Source organism: Legionella geestiana (assembly GCF_004571195.1).
Lineage (GTDB): Bacteria > Pseudomonadota > Gammaproteobacteria > Legionellales > Legionellaceae > Legionella_B > Legionella_B geestiana.
In genome coordinates this window covers 1,117,668-1,135,801 of the sequence record NZ_CP038271.1, presented here as the reverse complement: position 1 = coordinate 1,135,801, position 18,134 = coordinate 1,117,668, and the positions used below count along the sequence as shown (strand labels likewise).

Here is an 18,134-nt window from a genome sequence, read left to right as displayed (position 1 = left end):
ATATGAATAAAAAAAATTATATTGATTTCATGGCAGTGGGCAAAAATAAATTTTTATATCACCCATGGAGATTCTTGTCTAAACGTGCATATATTCTTACAAGTAAGCAACGCGACGAAATAATGGACTTTCAGTCACATGCTGTGCTGATACTGATGCTCGGGACCACCTTTTTTTTGGCGAAAAAACGCCATCATGCGCAAGATTTGAATTTTCACAACTTAATGTGTTGTATCGGATTTTTTTATTACCTAATCGCTTTTTTTTACCTCAGCATTAGAAGGCATTATATTTTTAAAAAATGTGAGGCTATTAGATGTGAAAGATACAACTTTTCTCATTACATGAAACAATTGGCTCCATCTAGAAAAATAACAACAATAGCAATATGCATTCTTTTCTTTCTTTCTGTTTCTATACTTGATTTATTTGTTTTTAGAAAATTTTTTAGTTCAGAAAGTTTGGACATTGGTTTGCTCGCACTTGCTATATTCACTGGATTTCTTGCATTTCCAACGCTTATATTTTTTTTAATTATGATGAAATACAAGCTTCAAAATAAATATAAATTACGAAGAAAAGACAATATCATTTGCAATAAAAAATAAAGATCCTTTATTATCACATATATTTAGAATAATATTGAGAGACATAGAACCAAACGCCGGTCAAGTCCATAAAATGCTGTAAATTCGCTTAACATCAAGCATCACAAGCATCACAAGCATCACAAGCATCACATGCATCACAAGCATCAAAATTTCTCAGAGGCTGTATCCGTGTCAGTGGTTAAAAAATTTACTCTACCTGCAACCATAAGATAAACTGCCACTCCTATGGTACTGATCAGTATCGGTATTTTCCAAAGAAACTGGTATCCTGCCTGTTCAATTACAAATCCTGCTAATATCGTGCTGGACATCCCCAATAAGGAGTATGCCAGTTTATAAATGCTAAAATATAATCCTCTTTTGTCTTCCGGTGCTTTTTTGAAGATTATAGATTGAGAATATACTGATATTAGCATTTCACCGAGTGTCATAAAAATGATGGTCGTCATGACAGATATAAATGCTGAACTTATATTCAGGAAAAGATAAGAAAAACCCATTAAAAAAAGACCAAATATAATTAGATGATATTCATTGTTTTTTTTCAAACTTCTAATTAACAGACTTTGTAAAGAAACTATTAAAATGGGATTTACTGCGTTTAGATAACCTGTTTGAATACTTGAATAATCTTTTGACTCTAAATATAGCGGAAACCCAATGCGATGTATGGCATATATAATGCCCATCAGAGAGAATGACACTATTGATGCTAATACTGGGATGTTTAAAGCACGTTGTGTAGTCCGGCTTAAATTATCTGTCTTTACCTGCGTTTTTGAACTACTTTTGATATTGTTAATGGTGAAAATCATTCCAACTAAAAAAATTGATATGGCAACAAAGAGATATCGACTCACTTCATCAGACAAATATCCTAGTAACATTGGTGCAATGACCATGCCTAGATTTGAAATAATGAATTGTCTTCCTATGATGGATGTTTTTTTATATCCTTCATATTTTTGGGTCAGTAAATAGCTGATAGAAATAAGCACTAGAGAGTTGCCAAATCCAACTATCAGCATCAGCAAATAGGCTGCATAAATATTATTAACTTCACCAAAAATCAAAAAGCCGATCGCCTGAAAGAGCAGTCCATTTTTAGCCAAAGAATTTTCTTTATTTTTATCAATAAAATATCCTGACAGAAAATTACCAATAATACTTCCCAGAAAAGTAGCCGATAAAATTAAACCTATATCCTCTGCTCCAAAAAAACCTTTTTTACTTAAAAAAATCGCAAGGTAAAAGACAATTCCAGAACAAAAAGCCTGAAAAAAATAGATTAGCTGTAACTTGATGTCTTCCTTACACATATTTATCGTTAAAATCCTGATTATTATATTACTTGGGGGATATATGTGGTTGTAATTCTTAAAATTTCTTCATTACATAAATCGTATGTTTTTGTTTTTTTAATGCTTGGAGGCAGATGAGGATAAAGAGATGCTTCATATAATATCATCTCTTATTACTTTGTAAACTAAAAAAGATTAACGGGGTTACAAAACACAGGCAATAAACTATTTGATGTACCGATATTAAAGATATTAGGCACTTATTTTTTCACAACAAAAATAGAATATGGTGGATATATTTTTTCATCAAACCATTGATATCCATCTAAATCATTTCCAAGTGGTTGATAAACACTTACATTACTACATCCGGCTCTATTAATACAATCAACATAATCTGTATGACTCCAATAATAGTCAAATAAAATAATATCTTTATCGGTAAGATGGATTTTTGCAATATCACCACTTTTTAAATCAATGTTTTCAGGAAATTCATTATTTATGGTTAGCCATTTTTTAGAGAAAAGATGCTCGCTGTTTGTTACAGATATTATCAAACCATTTTTCTTGCATACCCGATGCATTTCAGAAATATTATGAGTTAATTCATTTTTTGAGCCTATGTCAAGCAATACAAATGAATTAAACACGATATCGAACTTATTGTCCTCAAAGGGTATTTTTCCTTTTTCCATTAAATGAAAATCTATGCCGTTATATGCGTGGCTCCTTGCTTCATTAAGCATATTGATATCTATATCTACACCTTTCACCTTGTATCCATGCAATCTTAATAGATTACTGGATCTTCCAGCACCACATCCAAAATCAAGAGCCATAATATTGTCAGGATGGATAGTCGTATGATTTGAAATGATTTTAGATAAATCACGAAATGCCAAATATCCAGTACCCCCGAGCTCGGAAGTATAAAAATCAATGTATAACTGATAGTTATTTAATGTTTTCATCTGCTACAAACTTATTATCATGTTGAGATTCATTTACTGAGATTTTGAATAAAGAAAAATCTGTATTAGTATCAAAAATATCTAGCTTTTCCTTTTTTTTGAGCCATAAACTAAATTTAACCGAAAATGGAGACATTAGTGTTTCATAACCTACTTTAATTAGATGCTGGTAAATATGGGCCAGAATGTATAATTAAAACCAACTTCTGTAGAACTCAAGAATAATGGGCGCTCATTGCTTTCCCGTGTTCATACAGTGAATCAAGTGGATTCTTTTGGGCTTGATGATTAATTATAAGGCAATCAGTGGTGGTGTACAAATAAACGGCATGCGCTCGTTAGATTGAGGATTGGGGTGCGACTGAGTGTCTGAAACGGCATTCATTTCAGTTGGTAAGCTGATTATCAATGACATCAATGAGAAAAGTTGCATATAGCCTATGGCTTGTGGTTTATGGGATTAGTCGCCATAAACCACTACCGGAAATATCATGCTACCAGCATTTCGGGTGGCAAAGGTTTTGAGTAAATGGCAATCAACTTCATGATTTTTAGAAACTTGTCACGGGCAAGCAGCGCTTTACCTTCGTACACGGCAGTCAGACTTGCTTCTGAAATATCCAAAAACTGTGCTGCGATATCCAGGCTAATATGGACATAATTTATCAGACCATAAATCATGATACGTTGTTTGATACTTTCTTGGGCAGTCTCCGAGGAAATTTTGCAAATGTTGTCACTTTGGTACAAATTATCCATGATAAATCCATTATAAATCGTTAAGTTGCAGGTCAGAGCCTGTGACGCAGCGATATTAACATCGTGTAATTTTATAAAAAACGATATATTTACCATGAAATTTTTGAACCTTATTTCATTTTTGGATTTAATTCTATTCTAGATGCCCTGTTTTTCCATATTTTGTGAAATAATAAATTATACGGATTGTCCGGATTTTATATAAAAATGATCGATAAAATTATCACAGGTGGTCAGACAGGTGTTGACAGAGCGGCACACGATGCAGCCATTTTTAACGGATTGGATATTGCAGGATGGTGCTCCAAAGGGCGGATTGATGAAAACGGTATTATCCCCGATAAATATTCTTGCCTGACCGAAGTGGCAGGAAGTTTTGCATCTGAGGCAGAAAATTATAATTTTAGAACAATGCGTAATATCGAAGACTCAGATGGAACGTTAGTTTTAGTGCCTGCATGGCCGTTACCGGAAACCATAAAAGATGGAACAATTTTAACGTTACAGCATGCACGCTCTTGTAATAAACCGCTTTTGATTTTGGCGCTCAACCAATCAACAGCGGAAAATCAAGCATCACTCACTGAGTGGCTTTTTCGTAATAGCATCAAAGCGTTGAACATTGCTGGTCCAAGAGAGTCCAGTCAACCGGGAATTTATGATTTGTCGTTGAATTTTCTGAAGTTTGTTTTGTCATCACATCATTATTTGTAGTAATTAACCTGATCTGACAGTTTCTGTTTACTAAAAAGTATCTGCCAGATCAAGTTAAAACGCACTTAAATATCAGGCGCCCTTAGTCATTATCATGGCAACTTTTATACTTCTGCGCCATTTTTTCTTCAGCGTCTTTCATCATATTATGCAGTTTGGTTTTTTGTTCTTCTGTAAGAACAGACAGTACTTGATGGACTGTTGCTACTTTGGTTTTCATCATGGAGCCAATCAGTGCTGTTTTCTGGTCTATGAGGCTGTTGACGGTGTCTTTATCCATGGAAGCCGCGTGAATCTGCTCATGAATTTTTGATTTTAATGCGTCCATCTGTGAGCCGGTGGCTTTCATGGTACTTTTCATCTGCTCAATGATGGGTTTGATTTTTGCTTTTTGTTCATCACTTAACTGCAGAGATTCAAGCATGTGCTTCAAGCCATGTTTGCACATTGAAGAGTCTGCAAAGAGTGCTGTACTGAACATTAATGATATCGCAACAACAAACGTTCCCAGTAATTTTTTGAACATGTTACATTCCTTTTTAGTGTGGAAATCGTAATCAGTATAGACGATTTTTGGTATTCTGCATGAGGCGTTCGGGATAGCGCTTCATCATTGCTGACCAACCTGGTAGACAGCGGCTAACCTCCATCTCCGAAAGTGCGTTAAAAACAAAAAATAGTGTATTATTCTGGAAGTTTAAACTCCCCGCCACTCTTAATCAGCGCTCTTAGTTCATAAAGTTGTAATGGCTTTGAAAAATAATATCCCTGTGCTTCATCGCAGCCTTCTTGCATTAAAAACTGTGCCTGTTCGCGCGTTTCAACACCTTCAGCCGTCACCTTCATGCCAAGGATATGGCATAAAGCGATGATGGATTTCACAATGGCTGCATTTTCAATATCGAAAGGCAGGCCGTCAATGAAAGATTTGTCAATTTTAATTCTGTCGGGCTTAAATTGCCGCAGATAAGCGTAAGAACTATAGCCTGAGCCAAAATCGTCTATGGCAATAGAAATCCCGGTTTTTTGAAGGCTCTGAATAACGTGAGCCGCTTGTGTGGCATCGTGCATTATTTCTGCTTCCGTTACTTCTAATTCCAGTAATTCAGTAGGGATTGACATTTTTTTTATTAATTGTGAGATAAATCCGACGAAGTCATATTCCCTTTTTAACTGCCGCGCATCCATGTTGATAGCTATCGGTATTTTAAAATCCATCAAGGGGAAGTGATAAGCGAGTCGCAGGAAGACCCATTCACCAATATAGATAATCAAATCGGAATGTTGGGCTATGTGCAAAAAAGCATCTGGATACTGAAGTCCATTTTGAGGATCATTCCATCGAATCAACGCTTCCAGCCCCACCATTTTACCAGTTCGCAAATCGACTTTTGGCTGATAGTGAAGCCTGAATTGATTATCGACAAGTGCTCGCCTTAAACCGTTTTCGATTCGCAGAGCGTTTGAAACGGATTGCTGCAAGGCTTGAGTTGAAAACTGAATGCTGCTGCCACCACGAGATTTGGCATGTTTCAGAGCGATATCAGATTTTTTCAATAGTGTCATGATATCCAGGCCGTCATATGGGTAAATACTCACACCGATACTTGCCTGTAAATAAATTAAATTGTTTTTTATCTCGAAAGGTCTTTGGAGACATACTAATATTTTATCGATAATTGGTTTTAATGCTTCAGATGTTTTAAGTTTTGGAACAACAAAAGCAAATATATCACCACCTAAATTGGCAATTATTCGCGTGGTATCGTTGAGGGTTTCTTGAAATTTTAGTGCAATTTGCCGAAGTAGAATGTCGCCTATTTCAAAATTATATGTTTCATTGATTAATTTGAATCGCGAGATATCCAGCATGATTATACCATGCATATCCGATTCATTTTGGGTTATCAATGTATTCAGAGACACTTCCAGGCCGTTTCTATTGAGGAGCCCCGTCAAGTCGTTGTGAGATGTAATATACTGCAATTTTTGATTGCTTAAATTATGTTGAATTATTCCTCCAAGAATGCCAGCCATCCACTCCAATGTATCAATTTCACTTTGCTCACAATTTTTTTGATTTTGGTTATAAAAGGTAAGCACCCCTATAGGTTTTTCGTGACAAATTATTGGTATGCCAAGCGCAGTGGAAATCTTATGCCTTCTGGCAATGGAGGTATTAAATACTTCATTCTGCCTGGCTAAATCCAAGATAAGTGTGGGTTTGTTGTTACGAATGACATAACCTTGAAAGTCCGTATCAGCATCAATAATCAGGCTGGTTGCCATTTGATAATACTCTGCAATTTCTTCAGTCAGTTTATGGTATACCGAAATGCAATAAAAAGACGTTGCCTGACTGTCATAAACCCAGATTTCAGCCTCATCCCAAGCCATGGAAATGCAGGCAGTTTTTATAATCACATCCATTGTTTGTTCAATGCTTCTTGTAAAACGAATCGCGTTTATAATCTGCTCGTAAACAAATTTATTTTTTTGTATTTTAACATGCTTTGTGATATCGACGACAAAGCCTACAATGCTGTGTTGTTCCCCATCATTTTCATTACTCAGGACAGCAAAGTCTTGAACATATACGATGCTGCCATCCGATTTTATCATCTTGTACTCAAAACCAGTGGCGGCTTTATTTTTTATGTCAAGATTAGAGAGGTATTCTTTTACTCTTCCTCTATCGTCTGGATGAACGGCGTTAAACCATTTATTGGCATCCTCATATAAGGCATCTCGCGTCATACCAAACATTTTTTCCGTAGCGGCATTTACATAAATAATCTTGGTAAGATCGGCTGATATTTCGTAAAAGGGGTTATCTACTTTTTCGACATAATCTAAGAAAGCACAGGGATGGCCGTGCAGAATGTTACGAAACTCAGCTATATTTTCAATAAGCCGGTTACGCTCCATTGATAGTTCATCAATCTGTTTCGTCAGAACTTTGGCGACATCCCGTGAATATTCCATATCATTCAATCCTATTTGATTTTCATGGTATCACTTACATTTTCAGTGAATACTTCACCTTGAGTTTTCCAGAATTGAAATGTATCTCTGGTTGATTTTGAATACAGACCAGCAGTTAATACATGAAGAATGTTTTTCATGAATTTCATGGCTGAGCTGTCGAGATTTTTCGATAAAGTTTCCCTGCTTTCATTGAGCTTTTTATCGAAGTCTTTAAGCTTATCTTCCGGGCTGGCGTTCCCCTTGCTTAAACACTGCTTCATCTCGCTGACGGCCTGATATTTGTTTAATGCGGCATGGAGCTTCGGGTGGCGTTTACTTGAGTGAATCGTAGTATCGGTATTGTCAGTTATGTCGTACAGGGAGAATTTCGATGTATTTCTTGCAATAATCTTTTGGATGTCAATCGCCTGGGAGTCTGGCTTTGAATAACGTTCACGAGCTTCTGGCGCTAAATCTGCTGAAAGCCGATTAATCGAGCGCTCAAGGTGCGACAGGTACTTATCGCACTCCTCATTGAGTAAGGCTATCTTTTCGTTATTCTCCATGGTGGCCGCATCCTCAAGTTTTAAAAAATTGCAGATAAATCAGTGTGATTACATATTCTATAGTGTTTTACAAATGCAACGGTTTCACGTCACCTCATTAAACGAGGTCACGCCCGAGCGCTGTTTTCAAGCCCTTTACACGCTCAGATATGGCGCCTTTTATATTCATTATGGACTATTTCTGGTAAGTATGTGTCGCAAGCTCGCCTTGTCATTTCTCCAATGGCAGATATACTGCAGAATCACGGTCTTTTACGAGAATGTATTGAGGGCGCACCCTCATAGTCTCTAAGAGGGTAGGGTTGATGCAGAACAGCACGACAATGCATTGTTTGGGTTTTGATGTTACTGTTACCCACAAAAAGATTAAGGCCATGTACCTGCGTGTGTGTCCATCTACCGGGCAACTGCGTATTTCTGCGCCCCGGTCTGTATCGGCTGAGACCATACGGGCATTTATCCAAACGCGCATCAGCTGGATTCAACAGCAGCAGTCGCGTATTCAAACACTCAAGCCTTCTCATCCTTACACATACACTGATGGTGAGCGCCATTACATTTTTGGCAAACCCTGTGTTTTGCGCCTTGTAGAAGCCACCAACAGTCCGGAACTTTACCAGACTGATGCTGAGCTCATTTTACAGGTTCCGGCAGATGTTGATGTTGAGTATAGAAAAAACGTGTTTCGCGCCGGATTAGCAGGCCTGCTTCAGAAAGTGCTCGCTCCGAGCGTGGCGCAATGGGCAAAAACCATGGGGGTTAGCGTTTCGCGTTGCAATATTCGACTGATGCGGTCGCGTTGGGGAAGTTGCTCGCCGCACTCAAGGAGTATTCGTATTAATCTGGAGCTCGTAAAAAAGCCGCCTGAGTGCATTGAGTATGTGGTGGTGCATGAACTGGCACATTTACTGGAGCCATCCCATAACTGGCGATTTAAAGCCATTATGAATGAGTTCTTGCCCGATTGGCGTGCACGCCGAATGCTTCTCAAGCACTCACCCGGATGAATGGCATATAAACGTTATGGCAATTTTTTGTCAGTGGATGAGGTTCATAATCATTTCTATACACTCTTCTACAGAATGCCTGGATGTATCCAGCTTCAAGGAGGGGGCAGACCATTGTTGATAGTCGCGGTTTATGACCTCTTTCCATGCCGGCAGCTGGTGGCCGGGTATATCGGCCTTACGGGTTTCAACCCGGTGTTGATGCGTCCTGGTATCAGAGCAAATCAGCTCAATTTCAACAAACGGAGTATTTGCAGAAAGGGCAACTTTTTGCCAGCTCTCGCGTGTTATGGCAAGAGGATTTACCGAATCGGCAACCACGTGAAGGCCAAGCGCCAGATTATCAGCAGCTATGGCATAACAGACCAGATATCCTTCAGGACCCACGCTATCGCTAAAGTGCGGAGATTGTTTTAACGCCTGCTCAGCGGTATCCACACGCAGGTATACCGCTTGAAGTCGATGGGCGATTTCTTTGGCAAGGGTTGATTTTCCAGTTCCTGGCAGTCCACCAAAAATGAGCAGCATGAGGATTAATCCCTGTTGAGAAACTGGTTAATGAATGCGCCAACTGCTTCAGCGTGTGTAATGTGTGCTGCATGACCTGCAAAAGGGACATTTAAAAAGTGCGCGTCAGGTATCTCCTGATGGAGTTCAGCACAATGCCTGAGCGGCAGAAACGGATCGGCATCACCACGAATAATTAACGTTTGGCATTTAAGGGCCTGAACCCGCTTGCCCGGGTAGCCCGAAGGTGTCAAATCGAGCCACATGCGAATCACAGCTTGCATCAGATTACTAAAATCAGGATTTGGATTTAATCGTTCATACAGTTCTATGGTTTCAGGAAATTTATTTTTCCAACTGTCGATGGTCAAACTGGAAAACAGCGCCTGAAGTGTTGCATCCGGTGGATTCCAGTCGGCACCTATACCAATCAAATGGCTGATTAGTTGCGGCTTGCTGATACCAAGTCGCATGGCGATGATGCCTCCATCGCTAAAACCTGTGATGGCACATCGGGAAATGTTTAACTGCCTTAATACCTCAGCCGTATCTTTTTCCAGTAGTTCATAGGTTAAAGGCTCTGAACCTCGCGTTGACATGCCATGCCCTCGGGTATCGATGCCAATACAGCGAAAACGCGTATCGATTTTTCCAACAAACGGTGAATAATCACAAATAGAGCCTAATCCGCCGTGTAAAAAAATAACCGGATACCCATCGGGGGAACCGGTTTCTTCGACATAAATTTGCGCTTCTCCAGCGGTTAAATAGTAACCATTTTTGTGATTAAACATATTCATCGGCATGTCTCTGAGGTTGTTATCGTGCGGTGATGCGCCGTGTTATAAGGGCACTCATCAAATATCATCAATCCGTACTCCGTCAATTTCCAGGGCCAGTCCATACCCATAAGCGGTTGCAGGTGTCTGAAAGCCGCATGAGACATTGCCATTGAGCATTTTTTCAACGATGGTCACCACGGCCTCTGCAGTCAGGGTATAGCCATTGGGAGTGGTCAGTACCGCTCGAACATCCGTGCCAGCGCTGTTTCGGACTATCCCAAGAATTTCCGCGTGTGATTGCGCGCGAGCTTCAGGCGTTGGTCCTTCCGGTGATTGATTGATTTTTTTTAAGAGCGCCTCTTTAAGCGGGCGCCAGTTTATGATGCGTCTGATGGGATAGAGTATCTGCATCACCGTCATCAGACGCCTCGGAAACGACATCCAGGTTTCTATGTGCGGTATTTTAGTGCTCCGCCAGGCAGACGCGATATCTCCCCATGCGACAGACTGGCACAGGCGTTTTCGCTGATTCAAAAACGTGAACATTTCTGTACGGGGTTTTCCGCGGGCAGCGATAACCCCTTTATCACGTATCATGGTTTCCCCGGAAAATCCCATCAGTGCCGTTTTGAGTGTTCCGCGTGATAGACCGGAACCCGGGTGGTGGCCATCCTGCATGGCGGTAATGGCAAGGGTTAGTTCGTTTGCATCAGGCAGTTTATTTTTAAGATAACTGGCAAGACAGTCACTCGGCACAACATCAAATCCGGCACCAGGTAACACCATGATACCCGCCGCCCGCGCGTCCTTATCGCGCATTGATAATGCCTCGATAACCTGGTATTCGCCGGTGATGTCGAGATAATGCGTTTGAGTCTTAAGGCAGGCATCTATCAATGGCCTAAACGTTTCCGAAAAAGGCCCTGCGCAATTTACGAGGCAAAAACATCCCTCAAGCGCCTCTTCAAGACGACGGGCATCATCGATGGAAAAAACACGGGACTCAAGCCCTGTTGCGTTTGCCTGAATCGTAAGCTTTTGCGCATTTCGTCCCGCAATAACCGGCTTGAATCCGCGGTTAATAAAGGTATCGGTGATTAATTGTCCCGTATAGCCATACGCCCCATAAATTAAAACCGTGCGAGAATGCATGTGTACTCCGAGGTTTGGCGGTTTATTATTCCGTGGTTGTCAATGTAACACCTGTACTTGCATCATGGCTCAAACGGCAAAACAACAGGGCTTTTTGAGTGACCTTAAAGGTTTTGGGGTCGATGTCCTGTCGGATGACTTCTGTTGTTCCATCTTCGAAGATGCGAAAGAGGGTGCGCATGATGTACATCGACTCCCAGCCCACATAGCCCTCTTCAGCGGTGGCAACGAGGCGCATCTTTTGCTGACGCTCAATGTCTTTGCCAGTGCGTTCGTAAATCACATTGAAACGTGCTCCAAGGGTTTTCATTTCCCATGGGTCGGGTTCATTATTTGCAAAGTGGCATTTATCAACGTCAATGACGGCATTCACAGGGATGCCGGCACGCAAACTTGCGACCAGCTCGGAATAGCTGTTTAAATTTTTGCTGTTTGCCACAGTAGCCGCTGTCATCAGTACAGCCGCCATCAGGGTTTTTCGCGCATCCATTTTATGCTGACTCCCTTAAATGCGTTTTCTCGAGGGAGTTTAAGGCACGCAAAATGAGATTGCAAACCGTATGAATTCTAAAACATTCTCGACAGTGCCTTGTAATCTGGTGCGATATGGCTGGCCTCACCAAGCTGATGTGCCGCATGGGTGGTCAGCAGAGCACACACGGTCATTCCCGCGGCTCGTGCAGCATGCACGCCTTTGGGGGAATCTTCAATAACAAGGCATTTCTCAGGCGGCAACTTAAGAAGTTCGGCTGCCATTAAATAGCCTTCGGGGGAAGGTTTACCCGTTACTACGTCGTCTGCCGTGATAATGGGTTTGAAAACCGAGGCACTAAAATAGGCTTTGAGTTTTTCAAGGGCACCTGTGATTTCGCGGCGCGAGGCACTGGTGCAGATGGCTACGGGTCTTATAAGCGTAACCTGTTGCAAAAATCCACTAAATCCCGGTATTGGCAGAAGGTCCGCGGTATTTTCAATAATCTCAAGATAAAGTTTTCTCTTCACCTCAAGAATGTTACTAAGCGTAACGGTTTCCAGATTAAAATCGCGCAATATTGCTGGAATCAGCTGAATATCTGGCATTCCAAGATAGCGTTCACGATAAATATCATAGGTTAAGGGAATGCGCATCTCCTTAAAAGCCCTTTCGTATGCTTCATAATGCATGTGTTCGCTGTCCAGAATGACACCGTCAAAATCAAAAATTATGGCGTTGAAATTCTCAATGCGTATGTTCATGAACAGACTTATTCGAGAAGGTTTCTCTAATTGTAGCAGGGATTTTTGCCGCAACCTCCTGATACTATCACATCATAAGATGTGCGTTCCCAAAAGAGTCTCGAAATTTTAAGCCGATGCTGCCAAAATATGTCAGCAGTTACCAATAAGGGTTCGCATTTGTCCAGAACGCAACGTCTTTTTGATTTGATTCAGATGCTTCGGCGATACCGTTATCCCGTCAGTGGAAAGCAATTGGCTGAAGCGCTTGGAATAAGCATACGTACGCTCTATCGCGACATCGCCACCTTACAGGCGCAAGGCGCCTCAATTGAAGGTGAGCCTGGCGTTGGCTATGTGTTGCGCCCGGGCTTTATGCTGCCTCCACTGATGTTTTCTGAAGATGAAATCGAAGCGCTGGTGCTCGGGTCACGATGGGTGGCGCAGCGTACGGATAAAAAATTAGGGCTTGCTGCAACGAATGTGTTAGCCAAAATAGCCGCTGTTCTTCCGCAGGACCTGCGGCATCAACTTGAGTTTTCAGGGTTGCTGATTGGGCCTCCTAAAACGCTGATAGAACGTGATGATGAGAAAGAGGCCACCATTCGTCATGCGGCACGCAAAGAGCGCAAGTTACAGATTACGTACCTGGATGGTAAAGGTGAACATTCAAGCCGCATTATCTGGCCACTGGCAGTTGGTTTTTTTGAAGAGGTACAGGTTGTTGTGGCGTGGTGTGAGCTTCGGTCTGATTTTCGCCATTTTCGAACGGATAGAATTGTAACCCTGGCCGAGTCAGACGGACACTATCCGAGGCGTCGTGAAGCATTGCTTAAAAAATGGCGCGAGATCCATAATATACCCAATCAATAAAGTGGCGACAAACAGCCATCACCAAAAAAACGAGATAGTCATCCCTTTTAAAGCGCACTCAATTTGACCGATTGGTCTATAATTTAGTATTGAGGTGTGCATTATGACCATTAAACCAACATGCGTTCAATCAGCAACGGCTGTATTTTTATCGCTGTTAATAATCTTTGCCGCTCCAGTTTTGGGAGCAGAGCCAAACCCAAAGGACGCCATTGACCACCATTGGCTGCCTAATCTCACAGGCTTGCCGGATGAGGAGCAGGTTGAGAGCCTGACGCAGCGTTTTGAAGAAGCGATGGCGCTGGAGCAGGATAAAAGATGTAATGCCATTGATTATAATTTAAGAACGGTGGTTTTTCAGAATTATCTGATTTATCAGAGTCTCGCAAATGCGCAAGGCTTTTATTTTACTGAAAAAACTGCCCTTAGATATGCTCATATTCTTGCCATGATTGTAAAAGAAAGCAGTGGCGATTCAACGAATATTACGGATTTTAAGGGGCGCTCTATTTCTACCAGCGAGGCTGATACAAATTTGCAGCGGTGGAATGATTTATTAAAGCTCTCCATTCAACGAAAAATCCAGCTGAATACCCAGACAAATTTTGGACTTACACAGCTATCAGCAGACAGGTTATTTGTCGCTTTTAAGCTCGCGCACACTAACAAACACGGCAAAGATTTTCTGATGGGTAAAGAGGGCGTTAAGAGTGCAAATGCAATCACTCTGAATACAGCCATTGCCATTCGCCGATTGATTTGGTTTTATCAGGATTTTGCTCAGGGTCGACTGACTCAGAATGACAGTCGCATACACTATAAAGACATCTATAAACCCGAGTATAACGAGCGCTACCAAACTGGCCTGAGGCGTGCACTCCTTTATTGCGGTACTCGTTACTTGTTTGGGGCAGAAAATCAGGCGGACTGGTTGAATCAATACACAAACTTTGAAAAAGCGATGGCATCCATTGCCTATTGCAAGCTTGGTAATGCCGAGTCAGGATATGGCAGGACAAAAATTGATGAAAAATGCTTTGCTGAATGGGTAACGTTATGTCCGGCGTTGAACGTTAATATAGCCCTGTTGACCCCACTTTCATACTTCCAGACCAGAGGCGAAAAACCAGTGTGTCTCGATACCTTCAAGCGTCTTATCAATAAAAAGCCAGAACAATAAATCCACCTCTCCTTCGTCCGTGCAGGCGTCTGAAGACCCTAATGCGTTACATGGTATTATATCGAGTACCAAGCCTGAGATGAGCAGGCGGCTCCAGAATGGATGGAAAAAGCATTATGTACATAGATTTGAACAGACTAAGCCTCGAAAACATTCTTCAGGCATTAGGGGAACTGGACTCGAGCACACTCTTTCTCGACTTATACTGGAGCTGGGATCGCCGCGGCCACAAAACTGCCGATGAGCTCGTTCACATCCTTGGCGCACTTCCACAGACTGTGCAGTCACTCCGTTTGAGTGGCAATGGCCTTGTTAACGAATCCCCCGATGCACTCGTGCGCATCCTCGGTGCACTGCCTGCGACCCTTCAGGCACTTGTCTTGCGCGAGAAGAAGCTCGGGCACAAGGCTGACGCTGAGCTCATTCGCATCCTCGCCATGCTGCCGGTGAACCTGCTGTCACTCGACTTGTGCGGGAATAACCTCGACTATAAATCTGTCGCTGAGCTCATACGCATGTTCGGCGCACTGCCCGTGAACCTGCGGTCACTCGACTTGAGCGAGAATAACTTTGGCCGAAAAACTGCCGCTGAGCTCGTGCATATCCTTGGCGCACTGCCTGTGAACCTGCAGTCACTCGACTTGAGCGCCAACGGTCTTGGCAATAAATCCACGGCAGAGCTCGTGCGCATCCTTGGCGTACTGCCCCTAAACCTGCAGTCGCTTGCTTTGAGCAGGCATTACCTTCACCACACAGCTGCGGAAGAGGTTATTGGAATACTCCGTGCACTGCCTGCGAAACTGCGTTCACTCGCCTTGTGCGGTAATAATCTCGGCTTTAGATCTGCCGCTGAACTCATACGCATCTTCAGCGAACTGCCCGCGAACCTGCAGTCACTCGGCCTCGGCGAAAATCATTTTTACTATAAAACTGCCGATGAGCTTGTGCGTATTTTCGGCGCACTGCAGCCGAACCTGCATTCACTCGACTTGAGCGCTAATGCCCTCTACTTCAAAACCGTTGATGAGCTTGTACACATCTATGGCGCGCTGCCCGTGAACCTGCAATCACTTGATTTGAGCAAGAATAATCTTGGCAGCAAAAGCGCCGATGCGCTCGTGCGTATCCTCCGCGCACTACCCCAGAATCTGCAGTCACTCGACTTACGTAATAATGGCCTTTGCGGCAAAACTGATGAAGAGCTGATTGCGCTCATTGCGGTATTTAGAGAAAGTGCGCTCACCGAACTAAAGTTCGATGATGCCATTATGCAAAGACCTGCGGTGAAAGCTGTCTATGATGACATCATAGGCGTGCGTGCCCACAATGCCCGCCAAAAAGAAACCGGGCTGCTTGGATTGCTCCTCTCTGAGCTAACCCCATCATCGCCTGCAGCATCATCCTCAAGCAGTCCGGCAGGATTTTTTCCGAGCGCATCTTCATCCGTGTTGGCCTCTGACATTCCGAGCTCGGCTTACACATGTACGCTGCTATGAACCCGGCTCTTGCTGCACCGCCATGGCAATCTTTCCATTAAAGGCCATGTTATCGCGCGCCCACGACCGTTTTGCAGCCACCATGTTTCAAATAACATATTGTATTTACCTGGTGTTTCGTAGGCTGGGCTGAGCATGGCGAAGCCCGGCATCAGATGTCATCGCATGCATCTATCCCAGGGCTTATCGGCCAGAGCTTTTGTGCTAAAAATCAATAAAAACATGATGTTATCTGAGAAAGGTGTCTTGAGCAAAAACTCAAGGCAGTTACACCTTCAAATAAGTATTGTATTACCTGGTTTTTCCTAGACTGGGCTGATAAGCCCGGGAAGGGATGCATGAAAAAACACCTGACAAACGGCGATATCCGATGCCGGGCTTCGCCATGCTCAGCAAGGCATATAAAAACCTTTTAAATACAATATATTATGTCAAAATAACAACTGCCTTCTTTAAGTTGCTGCGATTGGCGGCCTTATACGAGCTGGCGGCTTCGGAATTAACAGGAACAGAATTATGCGTATGTATGTGAACGGATTAAGGCAAGAAGATATTCTTCGGGTATTAAGTCAACTGGACCCAAATACGCCATTACTTGATTTGAGCTGGAATGGTCTTTGCAATAGAACTGCCGAGGAGCTCGTGCAAATTCTCCGCGCTCTGCCCGCGAAGCTGCAGTCGCTCGATTTGAGCGGTAATGCTCTCGTCTTTAAAACCACTGCGAGGCTTGTGCAAATCCTCTGCGCACTGCCCCCGAACCTGCGGTCACTCAACTTGAGCGGCAATGGCCTCTCCTTCAAAACTGCCGATGAGCTTGTGCACATCCTTGGCGCACTCCCCGCAAACCTGCATGCACTCGGTTGGGCCGAGATGGGCTTTGGCAGAAAAAGCGCTGTTGACTTCATACGCATCCTCGGTGCACTACCCGTGAACCTGAAGTCACTGGATTTGAGCGAGAATCACCTCGGCAGAAAAACCGCCGATGAGCTCGTGTGCATCCTCGGTGCACTGCCCGCAAATCTGCAGTCGCTTAATTGGAGTGAGAATGGCCTTGGCCGCAAAACGACGGATGAGCTCGTGTGCATCCTCGGTGCACTGCCCGTGAACCTGCAGTCGCTTGATTGGAGCGAGAATGGCCTTGACCGCAAAACCACCAATGAGCTCGTGCGCATCCTCGGTGCGCTGCCCGCGAACCTGCGATCACTCGACTGGCGCGAGAATGGCCTGGGCGATAAAACCACCGAAGATCTGATGCAAATTCTCGGCGCACTGCCTCGGAGCCTGCAGTCATTTAACCTTAGCTGGAGGCGTCTTTGTGATAAAAGCATCGAGGAGTTTGTGCAAATCCTGCGCGTACTGCCCGTGAACCTGCTGTCACTCGACTTTAAACAAAGTGCTCTTGACTGCAAAACCGCCGATGAACTCATACAAATTCTGCGCGCACTGCCTGCCAGCCTGCGGTCACTCGATCTGAGCAGTAATGTCCTCAGCCGCAAAACTGCTGACGAGCTCGTGCGTATTTTCAGTGCACTGCCCGAAAACGTGCAGTCACTCAATTGGAGTGATAATGCGCTCGGCAGCAAAACCGCTGATGAGATTGTGCATATTCTTAGCGTATTGCCCGCGAACCTGCAGTCACTCGACTTGCGCTATAATGCCCTCGGTAACAAAACGGATGAAGAATTGATTGCGCTCATTGCGGTATTTAGAGAAAGTGCGCTCACTGAACTGAGGCTTGATAATTACATTATGCAAAGACCTGCGGTGAGAGCCGTTTATGATGACATTATAGGTTTCCGCGCCCATAATGCCCGCCAAAAAGAAACCGGGCTACTTGCATTGCTGGTTTCTGAGTTAACCCCATCATTGCCTGCTGCATCATCTGCAAGCCACCCGGCAGGATTTTTTGCGAGCTCATCTTCCTCCCTGCAGGCATCCAATCATTCAAGGCCAGCATACAAATGTACGCTGCAATAAACCCGGCTCTTCCTGCACCACCATGGAAGGCATGCAGGATTGAGGGGGCAGCA

Annotated in this window: 18 protein-coding genes; 7 read left to right on the top strand and 11 right to left on the bottom strand. The window is 43.2% G+C overall.

The window, feature by feature from the left end; genetic code table 11:
* Window positions 1-2 precede the first annotated feature (2 nt).
* Entirely contained in the window at window positions 3-608 is a 606-nt protein-coding gene (locus tag E4T54_RS05015) for a hypothetical protein (RefSeq protein WP_028385872.1), read from the top strand.
* Window positions 609-754: 146 nt separating this feature from the next.
* Here E4T54_RS05015 and E4T54_RS05010 read toward each other — a convergent pair whose 3' ends face one another.
* From E4T54_RS05010 to E4T54_RS05000, 3 genes are all read right to left on the bottom strand, one after another.
* Window positions 755-1,930: an MFS transporter gene (locus tag E4T54_RS05010; protein WP_028385871.1), complete on the bottom strand. Its 1,176-nt coding sequence runs from the start codon at window positions 1,928-1,930 to the stop codon at window positions 755-757.
* Window positions 1,931-2,172: 242 nt separating this feature from the next.
* Complete coding sequence (locus E4T54_RS05005; protein ID WP_081776702.1) at window positions 2,173-2,886, bottom strand: class I SAM-dependent methyltransferase; 714 nt, start codon at window positions 2,884-2,886, stop codon at window positions 2,173-2,175.
* Between the two features lie 489 nt (window positions 2,887-3,375).
* Window positions 3,376-3,645 carry a hypothetical protein gene (locus E4T54_RS05000; RefSeq protein ID WP_131793741.1) on the bottom strand — a complete coding sequence of 90 codons (270 nt, stop codon included), beginning with the start codon at window positions 3,643-3,645 and terminating at the stop codon, window positions 3,376-3,378.
* A 207-nt stretch (window positions 3,646-3,852) separates the two neighbouring features.
* Here E4T54_RS05000 and E4T54_RS04995 point away from each other — a divergent pair, with 207 nt between their 5' ends.
* Entirely contained in the window at window positions 3,853-4,359 is a 507-nt protein-coding gene (locus E4T54_RS04995; RefSeq protein WP_035901795.1) for a putative molybdenum carrier protein, read from the top strand.
* 82 nt (window positions 4,360-4,441) lie between these two features.
* Here the strand turns inward: E4T54_RS04995 and E4T54_RS04990 are convergent, their stop codons facing one another.
* The 3 genes from E4T54_RS04990 to E4T54_RS04980 all read right to left on the bottom strand — a co-directional run bounded on the left by E4T54_RS04990 (window position 4,442) and on the right by E4T54_RS04980 (window position 7,892).
* Window positions 4,442-4,885: a Spy/CpxP family protein refolding chaperone gene (locus tag E4T54_RS04990; protein WP_028385867.1), complete on the bottom strand. Its 444-nt coding sequence runs from the start codon at window positions 4,883-4,885 to the stop codon at window positions 4,442-4,444.
* Between the two features lie 158 nt (window positions 4,886-5,043).
* On the bottom strand, window positions 5,044-7,344 hold the full coding sequence (locus E4T54_RS04985) for an EAL domain-containing protein (RefSeq protein WP_051550816.1): 2,301 nt from the start codon (window positions 7,342-7,344) through the stop codon (window positions 5,044-5,046).
* A gap of 11 nt (window positions 7,345-7,355) precedes the next feature.
* Window positions 7,356-7,892, bottom strand: coding sequence for a hypothetical protein (locus E4T54_RS04980; protein WP_028385866.1), 537 nt, complete (start codon window positions 7,890-7,892; stop codon window positions 7,356-7,358).
* A gap of 305 nt (window positions 7,893-8,197) precedes the next feature.
* On the opposite strand from E4T54_RS04980, the gene E4T54_RS04975 reads away from it, so the two are divergent.
* Window positions 8,198-8,899, top strand: coding sequence for a M48 family metallopeptidase (locus E4T54_RS04975; RefSeq protein ID WP_051550815.1), 702 nt, complete (start codon window positions 8,198-8,200; stop codon window positions 8,897-8,899).
* A 30-nt stretch (window positions 8,900-8,929) separates the two neighbouring features.
* Here E4T54_RS04975 and E4T54_RS04970 read toward each other — a convergent pair whose 3' ends face one another.
* From E4T54_RS04970 to E4T54_RS04950, 5 genes are all read right to left on the bottom strand, one after another.
* Window positions 8,930-9,427, bottom strand: coding sequence for a P-loop nucleotide/nucleoside kinase family protein (locus E4T54_RS04970; RefSeq protein ID WP_028385864.1), 498 nt, complete (start codon window positions 9,425-9,427; stop codon window positions 8,930-8,932).
* Window positions 9,428-9,432: 5 nt separating this feature from the next.
* Entirely contained in the window at window positions 9,433-10,212 is a 780-nt protein-coding gene (locus E4T54_RS04965; protein WP_051550814.1) for an alpha/beta fold hydrolase, read from the bottom strand.
* Between the two features lie 51 nt (window positions 10,213-10,263).
* Complete coding sequence (locus tag E4T54_RS04960) at window positions 10,264-11,340, bottom strand: saccharopine dehydrogenase family protein (protein WP_028385863.1); 1,077 nt, start codon at window positions 11,338-11,340, stop codon at window positions 10,264-10,266.
* Window positions 11,341-11,365: 25 nt separating this feature from the next.
* Window positions 11,366-11,830: a hypothetical protein gene (locus tag E4T54_RS04955; protein WP_028385862.1), complete on the bottom strand. Its 465-nt coding sequence runs from the start codon at window positions 11,828-11,830 to the stop codon at window positions 11,366-11,368.
* A gap of 77 nt (window positions 11,831-11,907) precedes the next feature.
* Complete coding sequence (locus tag E4T54_RS04950) at window positions 11,908-12,576, bottom strand: HAD family hydrolase (protein ID WP_035901790.1); 669 nt, start codon at window positions 12,574-12,576, stop codon at window positions 11,908-11,910.
* A gap of 159 nt (window positions 12,577-12,735) precedes the next feature.
* On the opposite strand from E4T54_RS04950, the gene E4T54_RS04945 reads away from it, so the two are divergent.
* From E4T54_RS04945 to E4T54_RS04930, 4 genes are all read left to right on the top strand, one after another.
* Window positions 12,736-13,428 (top strand): helix-turn-helix transcriptional regulator, encoded by a 693-nt coding sequence (locus E4T54_RS04945; RefSeq protein ID WP_028385860.1) that lies wholly within the window; start codon window positions 12,736-12,738, stop codon window positions 13,426-13,428.
* A gap of 103 nt (window positions 13,429-13,531) precedes the next feature.
* Window positions 13,532-14,608: a hypothetical protein gene (locus E4T54_RS04940; RefSeq protein WP_028385859.1), complete on the top strand. Its 1,077-nt coding sequence runs from the start codon at window positions 13,532-13,534 to the stop codon at window positions 14,606-14,608.
* Between the two features lie 116 nt (window positions 14,609-14,724).
* Window positions 14,725-16,104, top strand: coding sequence for a leucine-rich repeat domain-containing protein (locus E4T54_RS04935; RefSeq protein ID WP_162150880.1), 1,380 nt, complete (start codon window positions 14,725-14,727; stop codon window positions 16,102-16,104).
* Window positions 16,105-16,620: 516 nt separating this feature from the next.
* Window positions 16,621-18,081, top strand: coding sequence for a leucine-rich repeat domain-containing protein (locus tag E4T54_RS04930; RefSeq protein ID WP_035901787.1), 1,461 nt, complete (start codon window positions 16,621-16,623; stop codon window positions 18,079-18,081).
* The last annotated feature ends 53 nt before the right edge of the window (window positions 18,082-18,134 follow it).

What these genes read in the sequence shown, in the direction of transcription:
- E4T54_RS04930 (WP_035901787.1), top strand. Translation starts at nt 16,621, where the DNA reads ATGCGTATGTATGTGAACGGATTAAGGCAAGAAGATATTCTTCGGGTA.
- E4T54_RS05005 (WP_081776702.1), bottom strand. Translation starts at nt 2,886, where the DNA reads ATGAAAACATTAAATAACTATCAGTTATACATTGATTTTTATACTTCC.
- E4T54_RS04975 (WP_051550815.1), top strand. Translation starts at nt 8,198, where the DNA reads ATGCAGAACAGCACGACAATGCATTGTTTGGGTTTTGATGTTACTGTT.
- E4T54_RS05010 (WP_028385871.1), bottom strand. Translation starts at nt 1,930, where the DNA reads ATGTGTAAGGAAGACATCAAGTTACAGCTAATCTATTTTTTTCAGGCT.
- E4T54_RS05015 (WP_028385872.1), top strand. Translation starts at nt 3, where the DNA reads ATGAATAAAAAAAATTATATTGATTTCATGGCAGTGGGCAAAAATAAA.
- E4T54_RS05000 (WP_131793741.1), bottom strand. Translation starts at nt 3,645, where the DNA reads ATGGATAATTTGTACCAAAGTGACAACATTTGCAAAATTTCCTCGGAG.
- E4T54_RS04950 (WP_035901790.1), bottom strand. Translation starts at nt 12,576, where the DNA reads ATGAACATACGCATTGAGAATTTCAACGCCATAATTTTTGATTTTGAC.
- E4T54_RS04990 (WP_028385867.1), bottom strand. Translation starts at nt 4,885, where the DNA reads ATGTTCAAAAAATTACTGGGAACGTTTGTTGTTGCGATATCATTAATG.
- E4T54_RS04980 (WP_028385866.1), bottom strand. Translation starts at nt 7,892, where the DNA reads ATGGAGAATAACGAAAAGATAGCCTTACTCAATGAGGAGTGCGATAAG.
- E4T54_RS04935 (WP_162150880.1), top strand. Translation starts at nt 14,725, where the DNA reads ATGTACATAGATTTGAACAGACTAAGCCTCGAAAACATTCTTCAGGCA.
- E4T54_RS04995 (WP_035901795.1), top strand. Translation starts at nt 3,853, where the DNA reads ATGATCGATAAAATTATCACAGGTGGTCAGACAGGTGTTGACAGAGCG.
- E4T54_RS04960 (WP_028385863.1), bottom strand. Translation starts at nt 11,340, where the DNA reads ATGCATTCTCGCACGGTTTTAATTTATGGGGCGTATGGCTATACGGGA.
- E4T54_RS04970 (WP_028385864.1), bottom strand. Translation starts at nt 9,427, where the DNA reads ATGCTGCTCATTTTTGGTGGACTGCCAGGAACTGGAAAATCAACCCTT.
- E4T54_RS04965 (WP_051550814.1), bottom strand. Translation starts at nt 10,212, where the DNA reads ATGCCGATGAATATGTTTAATCACAAAAATGGTTACTATTTAACCGCT.
- E4T54_RS04955 (WP_028385862.1), bottom strand. Translation starts at nt 11,830, where the DNA reads ATGGATGCGCGAAAAACCCTGATGGCGGCTGTACTGATGACAGCGGCT.
- E4T54_RS04985 (WP_051550816.1), bottom strand. Translation starts at nt 7,344, where the DNA reads ATGGAATATTCACGGGATGTCGCCAAAGTTCTGACGAAACAGATTGAT.
- E4T54_RS04940 (WP_028385859.1), top strand. Translation starts at nt 13,532, where the DNA reads ATGACCATTAAACCAACATGCGTTCAATCAGCAACGGCTGTATTTTTA.